Genomic DNA, 13100 nt, shown 5'->3' on the forward strand with positions numbered 1-13100 from the left:
GCAGACCCCCGCCCGTGCGCAGACCCCCGCCCGCGCCGAGGTCGCCCCCGCCGAGCAGGAGGCCCCCGAGGCCGCCGGCACGGGCCCCGAGCAGGAGGGCGAGTGGGAGGAGGACGGCCGTCCGTCGCGCCGCCGCCGCCGGGGCGGCCGTCGCCGCCGCCGCGGTGAGGCCGAGGAGCCGGAGGCCGCCGAGCTGTCCCAGGCCGAGGAGGACGCCTCCGCCGAGGAGGACACCTCCGGCGAGGCCGAGCCGGAGGAGGACGAGGACGAGGACGAGGACGAGCTCGCCGCCGGGCTGTCCTCCTCGCGCCGCCGTCGTCGCCGTCGTCGCCGCGGCGGCGAGGGTGCCGCGGAGCCGGCCGAGACCACCGAGGACGGCGTCCGCACGGTGGTGAAGGTGCGCGAGCCGCGCCGCCGCTCCACCGAGCCGTCGTTCGACCCGGACGAGGTGCAGTCCATCAAGGGCTCCACCCGCCTGGAGGCCAAGAAGCAGCGCCGCCGTGAGGGCCGCGAGCTGGGCCGCCGCCGGGTGCCGATCATCACCGAGGCCGAGTTCCTGGCCCGCCGCGAGTCGGTCGAGCGCGTCATGGTGGTGCGCCAGAACGGCGAGCGCACCCAGATCGGCGTGCTCGAGGACGGCGTGCTGGTCGAGCACTACGTCAACAAGGAGCAGGCCACCAGCTACGTCGGCAACGTGTACCTGGGCAAGGTCCAGAACGTGCTGCCGTCGATGGAGGCCGCCTTCGTCGACATCGGCAAGGGCCGCAACGCGGTCCTCTACGCCGGCGAGGTCAACTTCGGCGCGCTGGGCGGCCACGGCGGCCCGCGCCGGATCGAGTCGGTCCTGAAGTCCGGCCAGTCCGTGCTGGTGCAGGTCTCCAAGGACCCGATCGGCCACAAGGGCGCCCGCCTCACCAGCCAGATCTCGCTGCCCGGCCGCTACCTGGTGTACGTGCCCGAGGGCTCGATGACCGGCATCAGCCGCAAGCTGCCCGAGAACGAGCGGGCCCGCCTCAAGCAGATCCTCAAGAAGATCGTCCCGGACGACGCGGGCGTCATCGTGCGCACCGCCGCCGAGGGCGCCAGCGAGGAGGAGCTGACCCGGGACGTCCAGCGGCTGCAGCAGCAGTGGGAGGACATCCAGAAGAAGGCCGCCACCGGCAACGCGCCGGTGCTGCTCTACGGCGAGCCGGACATGACCGTCCGGGTCGTCCGCGACATCTTCAACGAGGACTTCACCAAGGTCATCGTCAGCGGCGGCGACGCGTGGAACACCATCCACGACTACGTCTCCAACGTGGCCCCGGACCTCGCCGAGCGCCTCCAGCGCTGGACCTCCGACGTGGACGTCTTCGCCACCTACCGGATCGACGAGCAGCTGATGAAGGCGCTGGACCGCAAGGTCTGGCTGCCGAGCGGCGGTTCGCTGGTGATCGACCGGACCGAGGCGATGGTCGTCGTCGACGTCAACACCGGCAAGTTCGTCGGCCAGGGCGGCAACCTCGAGGAGACCGTCACCCGCAACAACATCGAGGCGGCCGAGGAGATCGTCCGCCAGCTGCGGCTGCGCGACCTCGGCGGCATCATCGTGATCGACTTCATCGACATGGTGCTGGAGTCCAACCGCGACCTGGTGCTGCGCCGCCTGCTGGAGTGCCTGGGCCGGGACCGGACCAAGCACCAGGTGGCCGAGGTGACCTCGCTGGGCCTGGTGCAGATGACCCGCAAGCGGGTCGGCCAGGGCCTGCTGGAGTCCTTCTCCGAGGCGTGCGTGCACTGCAACGGCCGCGGCGTCATCGTCCACATGGACCAGCCGCACACCCACGGCGGCGGCGGTGCCGCCCCGGCGGCCGGTGAGACGGGCGGCGGCAAGCGCCGTCGGCGCGGCAAGGGCGGCGCCCACGCCGAGCCGCAGGCCGAGGCCGCGGTCGCGACGGAGGCCCCGGAGGAGGCGCCCGAGGCGCTGGAGCTCCCCGAGGCCCCCGAGGCCGCCGAGGACATCGAGGTCGTCGACATGCGCGCCGAGGAGCCGGCGGAGGCCGCGCAGGCCCAGGCCGCTCCCGCGGAGACCGCCGAGGCGCCGGCCGAGGCCGTGGCGGAGGCCGCCGAGCCGGTGGCCGCCCCCGCGGGCCGCACCCGTCGCCGTGCGGTGCGCAAGGCGACGGCCCCGGCGGGTTCGCCGGCCGAGGCCGAGATCGTGGTGCTGCAGGCCCGGGCCGAGGCCGCCATGGAGGCCGCCCTGACCGCCGCCGCGCAGCAGGTCGCCGAGCCTGCCGCGGAGCCGGCCGCCGTCGAGGCGGTCGTGGAGGCGGCCGAGGCCGTCACCGAGGCCGCGGAGGCCGTCGAGACCGCCGTGGTCACCGCGGAGGCCGCCGAGGCCGCCGAGGCCGCCGAGGCGCCGGTCGAGGAGGAGGCCGCGGAGGCCGCGCCGAAGAAGCGCGCGACCCGCAAGACCGCCGCCAAGAAGACCGTGGCCGCGAAGAAGACCACCGCGGCCAAGAAGACCACCGCCCGCAAGACCGCCACCAAGCGGACGAGCGCGGCGGCCAAGAAGGCAGCGGCCGCCGAAGGTGACGGCGCCGCCGAGTGACGCCCCGAGCCCGGGGCGGCCGACGTGCCGCCCCGGGCCCGGTAGGGCCCGGTTTGCCCCCGCGCGGGCCGGTCCGTATTCTTGACCCTCGGCGTGTTACGCCATGCTCCCGAGCACATCACCTCCCGGATCCGTCCGCGGTTCCGGGGGAGGCCCCTGTGTCCGTACCCAGGGGCTGGCATCGGTGAGTTCCGACCGAGTACAGAAAGCAGGTACCGCATGTACGCGATCGTTCGCGCAGGCGGCCGCCAGCACAAGGTCGCCGTCGGCGACGTGCTGGAGATCGACCGTATCGAGGCCAAGCCGGGTGACTCGGTCGAGCTGTCGACCGTCCTGGTCGTCGACGGTGACGCCGTCACCTCCGACCCGTGGGTGCTCGGTGGCGTCAAGGCGCACGCCGAGGTCGTCGAGGAGACCAAGGGCGACAAGATCGTCATCCTCCGCTACAAGAACAAGACGGGTTACCGCCGTCGTCAGGGTCACCGCCAGAAGTACACCGCGGTGCGCATCACGAGCATCGACTCCGTCAGCAAGTAAGGGGATAGCGAGATGGCACACAAGAAGGGCGCAAGCTCTACCCGTAACGGCCGTGACTCGAACGCCCAGCGCCTCGGCGTCAAGCGCTTCGGCGGCCAGGTCGTCTCGGCCGGCGAGATCCTCGTCCGCCAGCGCGGCACCCACTTCCACCCGGGTGCCGGTGTCGGTCGCGGTGGCGACGACACCCTGTTCGCGCTGACCGCCGGTGCCGTGCAGTTCGGCAACCGTCGCGGCCGCAAGGTCGTCAACATCGTGGCCGTCGAGGCCTGAGTCTGACCCCACGTCAGGACTCGTCGTGAAGGGTGGGCCGGAATGTTCCGGTCCACCCTTCATGCTTTACCGCAGGACCCCATCTTTTCCGTCGTACTGGAGGCACAACCATGACCACCTTCGTGGACCGCGTCGAGCTGCACGTCGCCGCGGGTAACGGGGGCCACGGCTGCGCCTCCGTTCACCGGGAGAAGTTCAAGCCGCTCGGCGGGCCCGACGGCGGCAACGGCGGTGAGGGCGGCAGCGTCATCCTCACCGTCGACAGCCAGATCACCACCCTGCTCGAGTACCACCACTCGCCCAAGCGCAAGGCCACCAACGGCAAGCCCGGCGCCGGCGGCAACCGCACCGGCGCCGACGGCCAGGACCTCGTCCTGGCGGTGCCGGACGGCACCGTGGTGCTCGACAAGAAGGGCAACGTGCTCGCCGACCTGGTCGGCCACGGCACCAGCTTCGTCGCCGCCGCCGGCGGCCGCGGGGGCCTCGGCAACGCCGCCCTCGCCTCCGCCCGCCGCAAGGCCCCGGGCTTCGCCCTGCTCGGCGAGCCCGGCGAGGCCCGCGACATCGTGATGGAGCTCAAGTCCGTCGCCGACGTCGCCCTGGTGGGGTACCCGAGCGCCGGCAAGTCCTCGCTGATCTCGGTGCTCTCCGCCGCCAAGCCGAAGATCGCGGACTACCCGTTCACCACGCTGATCCCCAACCTCGGCGTGGTCACCGCAGGCTCGACGGTCTACACGATCGCCGACGTCCCCGGCCTGATCCCCGGCGCCAGCCAGGGCAAGGGCCTGGGCCTGGAGTTCCTGCGCCACGTCGAGCGCTGCGAGGTGCTGGTGCACGTCCTCGACTGCGCCACCCTGGAGCCCGGCCGCGACCCGCTCACCGACCTGGAGACCATCGAGGAGGAGCTCGCCCAGTACGGCGGCCTGGAGGACCGGCCGCGCCTGGTCGCGCTCAACAAGGTGGACGTGCCGGACGGCCAGGACATCGCGGACCTCACCCGCGCCTCGCTGGAGGAGCGCGGCTACCGCGTCTTCGAGGTCTCCGCGCTCGCCCACAAGGGCCTGCGCGAGCTGAGCTTCGCCCTGGCGCAGATCGTCGCCGAGGCGCGCGCCGCCAAGCCGGTCGAGGAGTCGACCCGGATCGTGCTGCGGCCGAAGGCCGTGGACGACGCGGGCTTCACCATCACCGAGGAGGACGGCGTCTACCGCATCCGCGGCGTCAAGCCGGAGCGGTGGGTCCGCCAGACCGACTTCAGCAACGACGAGGCCGTCGGCTACCTCGCCGACCGCCTGGCCCGCCTCGGCATCGAGCAGGAGCTCTGGAAGGTCGGCGCGCAGGAGGGCGACACCGTCGTCATCGGCCCCGAGGACGACGCGGTCGTCTTCGACTGGGAGCCGACCATGGCCGCCGGCGCAGAGATGCTCGGCCGCCGCGGCGAGGACCACCGCTTCGAGACCCAGCGGCCCGCCGTCGACCGCCGCCGCGAGCGCCAGCGCGGCCGGGACGCCGCCGAGGAGGAGTACCGCGCGTTCGAGGCGCTCTCCTCCGGCCGCCAGGCCATCGAGGGCGACGACGAGGACTACTGAGCCCCGGCGTCCACCAGCTGAAAACCCCGACGGGCCCGCTGCGCGGATCGCGTAGATTGCGACCGAGCAGCGGGCTCGATCCAGCACGACCGGAGGACACTGATGACGGGTCAGACACTGCGGCAGGACGTCCTCGCCGCGCGGCGGATCGTCGTGAAGGTCGGCTCGTCCTCACTGACCACCGCGGCCGGCGGCCTGGACGCCGACCGGGTCGACGCGCTCGTCGACGCGCTCGCCAAGGTCCGCTCCCGCCCGGACGCCCCCGACGTCGTCCTGGTCTCCTCCGGCGCCATCGCGGCCGGCCTCGCCCCGCTCGGCCTCGCCAAGCGCCCCTCCGACCTGGCCCGCCAGCAGGCCGCCGCCAGCGTCGGCCAGGGCCTGCTGGTCGCGCGCTACACCGCCTCCTTCGCCCGGTACGGCATCCGGGTCGGCCAGGTGCTGCTGACCGCCGAGGACGCCAGCCGGCGCTCGCACTACCGCAACGCCTACCGCACCCTCGACCAGCTGCTCGCGATGGGCGCGATGCCGGTCGTCAACGAGAACGACACCGTCGCCACCGCCGAAATCAGGTTCGGTGACAACGACCGGCTGGCCGCGCTGGTCGCCCACCTCGTCCGCGCCGACCTGCTGGTGCTGCTCTCCGACGTGGACGCGCTGTACGACGGCAACCCGGCCAGGCCCGGTACCACCCGGATCGACACCGTGCGCGGCCCGCACGACCTCGACGGCGTCGAGATCGGCAGCGTCGGCAAGGCCGGCGTCGGCACCGGCGGCATGGTCACCAAGGTCGAGGCCGCCCGGATCGCCACCGGCGCCGGCATCCCCGTCGTGCTGACCGCCGCCAGCCACGCCGCCGAGGCCCTGGCCGGCCGGCCCGTCGGCACGCTCTTCCTGCGCACCGGCAGCCGCTCCGCCGACCGGCTCCTGTGGCTCGAACACGCCTCCACCCCGCGCGGCGCGCTCCACCTCGACGCCGGTGCCGTCGACGCCGTCGTCCTCGGCGGGAAGTCCCTGCTCCCGGCCGGTGTGACCAAGGTGGACGGCGACTTCACCGCGGGTGATCCCGTTGACCTTCTTGGCGAAAACGGCCACATCGTCGCCCGCGGACTGGTCAACTTTGATGCGAGGGAGCTGCCCCGTCTGCTCGGCCGGTCCACGCGGGAGCTGGCCCAGGAGCTCGGTGCCGCGTACGAGCGCGAGGTCGTCCACCGCGACGACCTGGTCGTCCTGCGCGGCTGACGGGGCCACCGGGGCCGGTGCAGCGGGCGGCGCCCGGGCAGCAGGGGACGTCGCCGAACAGGAGGCCGCCGATGGCAAGCAGGCGCCCGGGAACACTGCCCGGGGAGACGTCCGCGCGGCGGCTCACCAGCATCGCGGGCGGCCGCGCCGGCGGCGACCCGCCCGGTGAACCCCCGCAGGCCGTCCGGGAGTTGCACCCGCACGGCGAGGGCGAGGGCGAGACGGAGGAGCACGGCAGGCTCTGGCACGTCGTGCTGTCGGTGGCCGGCCGGGCCACCCCGATCGCCGAACTCCGGTCCGCCCTGGAACGGCTCGCGCACGACCACGCCTTCTTCCTGACCGCCCGCTACGCCGCCGACCACGCCGAGATCCGGTACTGGGAGCAGGCCCGCGACCTGCACGACGCCGCGGCCATCGCGCTGCGGCTGTGGGGCGAGCACAAGGCGTCCGCGAACTTACCGCCGTGGGAGATCGTGGGCCTGGAGGTCGTCGACCGCACCACCTACCACCAGCGGGTGGCCGAGGGCTTCGGCGACCCGCCGCCGCACCTCGGCGGTGTGCACCCGTACTGACCTGCCGCGCCGCGGCCCGCGTCTCAGCCGACGAAATGCGGGCCGGGACGGCGGCCGCGAGTCGCTACCCTTCAGGCATGACCAGCGACCACGCCACCACCGACAGCCCCGTCCTCGCCGTCGCGCGCCGAGCCCGTGAGGCGGCTGCCGCGCTCGCCCCGCTCCCGCGCAGCGCCAAGGACGCCGCGCTGCTGGCGATCGCGGACGCGCTGGTCGCCCGGAGCACCGAGATCACCGCCGCCAACGCCGAGGACGTCGCCCGCGCCCGCGAGGCCGGCACCCCGGAGTCCACCGTCGACCGGCTCAGCCTCGACGAGCAGCGGATCGCCGCGATCGCCTCGGACGTCCGCGACGTGGTCGGCCTGCCCGACCCGGTCGGCGAGGTGGTGCGCGGCTACACCCTGCCCAACGGCCTCGACGTCCGGCAGGTCCGGGTGCCGCTCGGCGTGGTCGGCATCATCTACGAGGCCCGCCCCAACGTCACCGTCGACGCCGCCGCGCTCTGCCTAAAGTCCGGCAACGCCGTCCTGCTGCGCGGTTCCGCCTCCGCCTACCGCTCCAACACCGCCCTGGTCGAGGTGCTCCGCGACGCGGTCGCCTCGGTGGGCCTGCCCGCCGACGTGATCCAGCTGGTGCCCGGTGAGAGCCGGGACTCGGTGCAGGAGCTGATGCGCGCCCGCGGCCTGGTCGACGTGCTGATCCCGCGCGGCGGCGCCTCGCTGATCCGCACCGTGGTCGAGGGCTCGACCGTGCCGGTGATCGAGACCGGCACCGGCAACTGCCACGTCTACGTCGACGCCCAGGCCGACCTGGCGATGGCGGTCGGCATCCTGCTGAACTCCAAGGCCCAGCGGGTCAGCGTCTGCAACTCCGCCGAGACCCTGCTCGTCCACCAGGACATCGCCGACGCCTTCCTGCCGCTCGCCCTGGAGGCGCTGGCCGGCGCCGGCGTCACCGTGCACGGCGACGACGCCGTGCTGAAGGCCGCCGAGGGCACCGCCGTCACCGCCGTCCCGGCCACCGACGAGGACTGGGAGGCCGAGTACCTCTCGTACGACATCGCGGCCGCCGTGGTGCCCTCGCTGGACGCCGCCGTGGCGCACGTCCGCCGCTGGTCCTCCGGCCACACCGAGGCGATCGTCACCACCTCGCAGGCCGCCGCCCGGCGCTTCACGCAGTTGGTCGACTCCACGACCGTGGCGGTCAACGCGTCGACCCGGTTCACCGACGGGGGTGAGTTCGGCTTCGGCGCGGAGATCGGCATCTCCACCCAGAAGCTGCACGCCCGCGGCCCGATGGGCCTGCCCGAACTGACCTCCACCAAGTACATCGTCACTGGTGACGGCCACGTCCGCGGTGAGGCGCAGCAGACCGTCGGCTCCTGAGCCGACCGGCGCGCGCTCCGGGCGGTCGGGCCAACTGGCAGGAGCCCCAGACAAACCGCCCGCCCGGTAATACGCTGATTCCCGTGGCTGAGGATGTGGGGGGCTCGCCGTACCCCGACGGCGCCGACCACGGTGGTGCGGACGACGAGTTCGCCACCGTGGTGTTCGACGAGGCCTTCGTCCGGTCCGCGGCCGTGCACGAGCCGAGTGCCCTGGAGCGGCAGCTGGCCGCCGCCGAGGCCCGGGTCGAGCCGGAGACCGCGGGCCCGGCCCGGCCCTGGGACCTGATCGCACCGGAGATGGCCGGCACCGGCGACGTCCTGCCGCTGGAGCTGCGCCCGCACCCGCGCGGTCTGGACGACGACCGGCTGTACCCCGATCCGTGGTCCGGCACCGACCGGGCCCGCCGCCGGGCCCGCTGGGCCCGGACGGTCGGCTGGGAGCCGATGGGTCACGACGGGCGGCACGTCGCCCAGCAGCGCTGGCACCGGCCGGTCGCCTGGGTGCTGGCGGTGGTCATGGGGGTCGGCGTGGTGGCGGTCGCGGTGGCCGCGATCTACCGCGGGGCTAACGGGGCCGGCGAGTCGCCGCGGCGTCCGGAGACGGGTTCGAGCAGCATGCCCGGTTCGCCGCCGGCCGTGCCGCTGCCCAGCGCCGTGGCGCTGCTGAGCGGCTGAGCGGGCCGGTGGCGGCGCCGCGCCGGGACGCGGGGCGGAGGCCGCCCGCCGGTCGAACCCTGGCCCGCCCGGTTCTACCCTGGTGCTATGGGTGACCCGCGCGAGCCTCCGGAGGGTGCGCCCGAGGGCGGTTCCGGCAGCGATGACGAGTTCCGGTCCGTCGTCTTCGACGAATCGTTCGTCCGGGCTGCCCGGATCCAGGAGCTGTCGGCCCAGGAGCGGCTCGGCGGAACGTACCGGGCGACCCGGCCGCGGGTCGGCCTCGGGCCCTTCGGCACGCTGCCGCGGCAGGCGGTGGCGCTGCTGCTGGTCGTCTTCCTGGCCTTCGCGGCGGCGGTGTACTTCGGTGTCAGTTCGCCTCACCGGCAGGCCGCGCCGCCGTCCGGCAACCAGCTGACCACCTCGCTGGTGGCGCTGAGCCCGACCGGGCCGGTGGCCGCGGTCGCAGACCCGGAGCACCCGTTCGCGGCGCTGCCCGCCGCCTACGGGGAGGGGACGGCCGGACTGGCGCTGCCGGCCGGCGCCGCCACCGCGCACTTCACCCGGTCGGACGTCAACCGGGCGCTCTCCGTGGTGCAGCGCTACCTCGTCGCGTCCGCACTGGCCCCGGCGACCCTCGTCCAGGGGGAGACGGCCGAGGTGCGGGCCCTCGTCACGCCGGGCGAGCAGGCGCAGTACGACGACAGCGTGAACACCCCGCAGGACGACCAGCACCACGCCGCCACCGGCTGGCTGGTCCGGTTCGACCCGGGGAAGGTCGCGCTGGCCGTCGACGGCGTGCGGACCTCCGGCGTCGTCCGGGTGGGCGAGGCCGACAGCGGGACGCTGGAGGTCACCACCGACCACACCTTCGTCTACGCCGTCCGGGCGGCCGGCACCTCGGACGGGCCGGTGAGCCTGGTCAGCGTCCGCCGGGAGCTGCGGTTCGCCTTCGACCGGCTGGACCTGAGCTCGGACCGGCTGCGGCTGGTCGACGCGGTGGTGCAGGCCGGGCCGACCTCGTGCGGCGCCCCGATGAGCAGCTACCTGCAGCCGCTGCTGGCGGGCAGCACGGCGACCGCACCGCAGGCCGTCGACCCTGGTGACCGCAGCCGGCCGGCCTGGCAGGTGTGCGGGGCGCTCGGACCGCTGACCGGCAAGCCGGCCGCCGGGCGGTGAGCCCGCCCGTCCGGCCCGGGCACCCCGCCCGGTGTCACTGCGGCACCGCCGCCGGTGTCAGTCCCGGCCGTCGCCGTCCGCGGCGCCGCCGTCCGAGCCGTCGGGGCCCGCGGAACCGCCGGAGCGGGCGCCCGCGAAGGTGTCCCGCAGCTTGCCGCCGACCGTGCCGACCCCGCCGGCCACGTCCCGCAGCAGGCCCATCAGCGGGTCCTTGCTCTCCTTGACCGACTGCGAGTAGGAGTCCGCGGCGGCCTTCCACTGGGCGCCGACCGAGGTCTGCGGGTCGTCGCCGCGGCGCGGGTAGGCGCCGGCCAGGATCGAGCGGTACTCGTCGCTCTCCGCCCACTTCTTCAGCTTGGCGACCCGGACCACCGCGAACGGGTGGGTCTGCGGCAGCACCTGCAGCAGCTTGAGCACGCCGTCGCGCAGGTCGCCCGCGCGCTCGTACTCGTCGGCCTGCTCCAGGAAGGCGTCGACGTTCATCTCCGCCAGGTTGTGGCCGCCGGCCAGCTTCATCAGGCCGCGCATCGAGGCCTGCAGGTCCTGCCCGGCCAGCAGGCCGGCCCGGTCGCAGGAGAGCTCGGCCTTGCGGAACCACTCCTTGAGCGCGGTGATCACGCCCATGATGGCGAGGCTGCCCAGCGGCAGCCAGGCGATCCGGGCGGCGATGTTGGTGAGGATCAGCAGCATCGTCCGGTACACCGCGTGGCCGGACATCGCGTGGCCGACCTCGTGGCCGACGACGGCCCGCAGCTCCTCCTCGTCCAGCAGCTCCACCAGGCCGCTGGTCAGCACGATGATCGGCGTCTCCATGCCGATGCACATGGCGTTGACCGCCGGGTCCTGTGTGACGTACAGGTCCGGCACCTTCTCCAGGTCGAGCACGTAGGCGGCGTCCCGCACCATGCCGTACAGCTCCGGGAACTGACGCTCCGAGGTCTTCACCGCGGTGGCCAGGAACATCAGCCGGACGCTGCGCTCGGACACCAGGCCGGCGAGCTTCTTGAGGACGTCGTCGAAGCCGCTCAGCTTGCGCAGCGCCACCAGCGCCGACCGGTCGGCCGGGTGCTCCCAGGCCCGGGTGGAGATCTCCGGGAAGCGCTGCCGGCGCCGGCTGGGCGTGTTGCCGCCGTCCTTGGAAAAGTCGGTCATGTGTGAGTACCTCCTGGTCGTCGCCGGCACCGGCCCCCCGGCCGGCCCCCGCTGCTGTTGGCTCCAACGTCCGTGTGCGCGTACTCGTCCCCGGCGGTCCACCGTACGCCCGGGGGCGGTGCTCGGTGTCCGGAACGCCCCGGCTTACGCTGGTCGTCCGGAGCGAGGTCCGGACCGAGAGGAGCACCCCCGATGTCCCCTGCCACCCTGGCGCACCTGGCCGGACCGATCTCCAGCGAGAACGGCCCCGGCCTGTTCCTGCGGATCATCGTGATCGGCTCCATCGTGGGCGTGGGCCTGCTGGCCTGGATCCTGGTCCGCGCGGGCCGCGACTGACCCGCCCGGCGGGCCGCCGCGGCCGCCCCGGCCGGGCCCCCACCTACGAGGGGTCAGACGCGGTGGGCCGCCGCGCGGTTGCGCAGGGCCCACCCGTACGATGAGGCCGCAGGCCGTACGGCCCGCACCCTCGTCCGCCCCCGAGCCGAGAAGGTCCTGCCGACCATGAGCACTGCTGCACTGCCCGCCCTGACCCAGCTCGCCGAGGGCGGCAACCACGAGAGCCTGAACCCCTACCTGACCGGCGGGTCCGCGCTGTTCATCCTGCTGCTGCTGCTCTTCCTGACCACCCGCTTCAACCGCGACCGCTGAGCCGGCCGCACACCGCGGGGGAGCGCCTGCACAGAAGCTGCGCGCTCCCTCCCGCGGACCTCTCCGGGCGGCTTGCCGCCCCGTGACGGGCGTCGCGTAAGGTGTGGCGGCATGGGACAGCAGGCCGGGAGCACCGGTGCGCCGAAGGCGCGTAAGCGCCTCGGCGTGATGGGTGGCACCTTCGACCCGATCCATCACGGTCACCTGGTCGCCGCCAGCGAGGTGGCGAGTGCCTTCCACCTCGACGAGGTCGTGTTCGTGCCGACCGGGCAGCCGTGGCAGAAGTCCGACCGGGACGTCACGCCGGCCGAGGACCGCTACCTGATGACGGTCATCGCCACCGCGGAGAACCCGCAGTTCTCGGTCAGCCGGATCGACATCGACCGCGAGGGCCCCACCTACACCGTCGACACCCTGCGCGACCTGCACGCCCTGCACCCGGACGCCGAGCTGTTCTTCATCACCGGCGCCGACGCGCTCGCGCAGATCATCTCCTGGCGCGACTCCGACGAACTCTTCGAGCTCGCCCACTTCATCGGCTGCACCCGCCCCGGGCACACGCTCTCGGACGCCGGTCTCCCGGTCGGCGGGGTCTCCCTGGTCGAGGTGCCGGCGCTGGCCATCTCCTCCACGGACTGCCGCAACCGGGTCGCCAAGGGCGAGCCGGTCTGGTACCTCGTCCCGGACGGCGTGGTGCGTTACATCCACAAGCGGGCGCTCTACGCGCCGGCCCGGCCTTGATCCCGGGAGGGACGGCGTGACCGGAACCGCAGGCGGAGGGCCGCAGGGCTACCAGCAGGACCCGTACGGCCAGGGCTACGACCCCTACGACCCGCAGGGCTGGCCCCAGGAGCAGCAGCCGCAGCAGGGTCACCAGCAGGGCCAGCAGTACGGCTACGACCCGTACGCCGGCTATCAGGAGCAGCAGCCGCAGGCCTACCAGCAGGACGCGTACGGCCAGGGCGCCTCCCCCCAGCCCGGGCAGTACCCGCAGCAGGGCCAGTACCAGCAGGGCGCCTACCAGCAGGGTCAGCAGGGCCAGCAGGGTTACTACCAGCAGCACCAGCAGCAGCCGCAGGGCTGGGACCCGTACGCCGGCCAGGGCGGGCAGCAGGGCTGGGTGCAGGACCCGTACCAGCAGGGCGCCGCCCCGCAGCAGGCGCCCGTGCCGCCGCAGCAGCAGCCCGGTCAGCAGCCGAACCAGCAGTCCTTCGTGCAGCAGCCCGCGCGCCGCCCCCCGGTGCAGCAGCCGCCGCTCCAGCAGGTCTCCCCGGCGGCCACCGCCG

Annotated in this window: 13 protein-coding genes and 1 pseudogene; 13 read left to right on the forward strand and 1 reads right to left on the reverse strand. The window is 73.8% G+C overall.

The window, feature by feature from the left end:
- The 9 genes from ABZ641_RS13795 to ABZ641_RS13835 form a co-directional block, all read left to right on the forward strand.
- The coding region (locus tag ABZ641_RS13795; protein ID WP_359981626.1) for an Rne/Rng family ribonuclease at window positions 1–2590 on the forward strand (2590 nt) is incomplete at its 5' end.
- 219 nt (window positions 2591–2809) lie between these two features.
- On the forward strand, window positions 2810–3127 hold the full coding sequence (gene rplU / locus ABZ641_RS13800; protein ID WP_030270532.1) for a 50S ribosomal protein L21: 318 nt from the start codon (window positions 2810–2812) through the stop codon (window positions 3125–3127).
- Window positions 3128–3139: 12 nt separating this feature from the next.
- A complete protein-coding gene (gene rpmA, locus ABZ641_RS13805; RefSeq protein WP_030058248.1) occupies window positions 3140–3397 on the forward strand; it encodes a 50S ribosomal protein L27 in 258 nt (85 codons plus the stop codon).
- 110 nt (window positions 3398–3507) lie between these two features.
- Window positions 3508–4983, forward strand: a complete 1476-nt coding sequence (gene obgE / locus ABZ641_RS13810; protein ID WP_344625685.1) for a GTPase ObgE — start codon at window positions 3508–3510, stop codon at window positions 4981–4983.
- Window positions 4984–5085: 102 nt separating this feature from the next.
- Window positions 5086–6222, forward strand: coding sequence for a glutamate 5-kinase (gene proB / locus ABZ641_RS13815; RefSeq protein WP_344625684.1), 1137 nt, complete (start codon window positions 5086–5088; stop codon window positions 6220–6222).
- A 71-nt stretch (window positions 6223–6293) separates the two neighbouring features.
- Window positions 6294–6794 (forward strand): hypothetical protein, encoded by a 501-nt coding sequence (locus ABZ641_RS13820; RefSeq protein ID WP_344625683.1) that lies wholly within the window; start codon window positions 6294–6296, stop codon window positions 6792–6794.
- Between the two features lie 77 nt (window positions 6795–6871).
- Window positions 6872–8179 carry a glutamate-5-semialdehyde dehydrogenase gene (locus ABZ641_RS13825; RefSeq protein WP_344625682.1) on the forward strand — a complete coding sequence of 436 codons (1308 nt, stop codon included), beginning with the start codon at window positions 6872–6874 and terminating at the stop codon, window positions 8177–8179.
- 83 nt (window positions 8180–8262) lie between these two features.
- Window positions 8263–8856, forward strand: a complete 594-nt coding sequence (locus ABZ641_RS13830; RefSeq protein WP_359981631.1) for a hypothetical protein — start codon at window positions 8263–8265, stop codon at window positions 8854–8856.
- A gap of 87 nt (window positions 8857–8943) precedes the next feature.
- Complete coding sequence (locus ABZ641_RS13835) at window positions 8944–10014, forward strand: hypothetical protein (protein ID WP_359981633.1); 1071 nt, start codon at window positions 8944–8946, stop codon at window positions 10012–10014.
- A gap of 57 nt (window positions 10015–10071) precedes the next feature.
- Here ABZ641_RS13835 and ABZ641_RS13840 read toward each other — a convergent pair whose 3' ends face one another.
- A complete protein-coding gene (locus ABZ641_RS13840; protein ID WP_359981636.1) occupies window positions 10072–11166 on the reverse strand; it encodes a M48 family metallopeptidase in 1095 nt (364 codons plus the stop codon).
- 192 nt (window positions 11167–11358) lie between these two features.
- Between ABZ641_RS13840 and ABZ641_RS13845 the strand changes: the two genes are divergently transcribed.
- The 4 genes and pseudogenes from ABZ641_RS13845 to ABZ641_RS13860 all read left to right on the forward strand — a co-directional run.
- Window positions 11359–11502, forward strand: a complete 144-nt coding sequence (locus ABZ641_RS13845; RefSeq protein ID WP_344625678.1) for a hypothetical protein — start codon at window positions 11359–11361, stop codon at window positions 11500–11502.
- Between the two features lie 165 nt (window positions 11503–11667).
- Window positions 11668–11814, forward strand: coding sequence for a hypothetical protein (locus tag ABZ641_RS13850; RefSeq protein WP_199922936.1), 147 nt, complete (start codon window positions 11668–11670; stop codon window positions 11812–11814).
- 111 nt (window positions 11815–11925) lie between these two features.
- Entirely contained in the window at window positions 11926–12555 is a 630-nt protein-coding gene (gene nadD, locus ABZ641_RS13855; protein WP_344625677.1) for a nicotinate-nucleotide adenylyltransferase, read from the forward strand.
- 16 nt (window positions 12556–12571) lie between these two features.
- Window positions 12572–13100: pseudogene (locus ABZ641_RS13860) on the forward strand (hypothetical protein); the annotation flags it as partial.

The sequence above is a fragment of the Kitasatospora sp. NPDC007106 genome (assembly GCF_040634455.1).
Taxonomy (GTDB): Bacteria; Actinomycetota; Actinomycetes; order Streptomycetales; family Streptomycetaceae; genus Kitasatospora; species Kitasatospora arboriphila.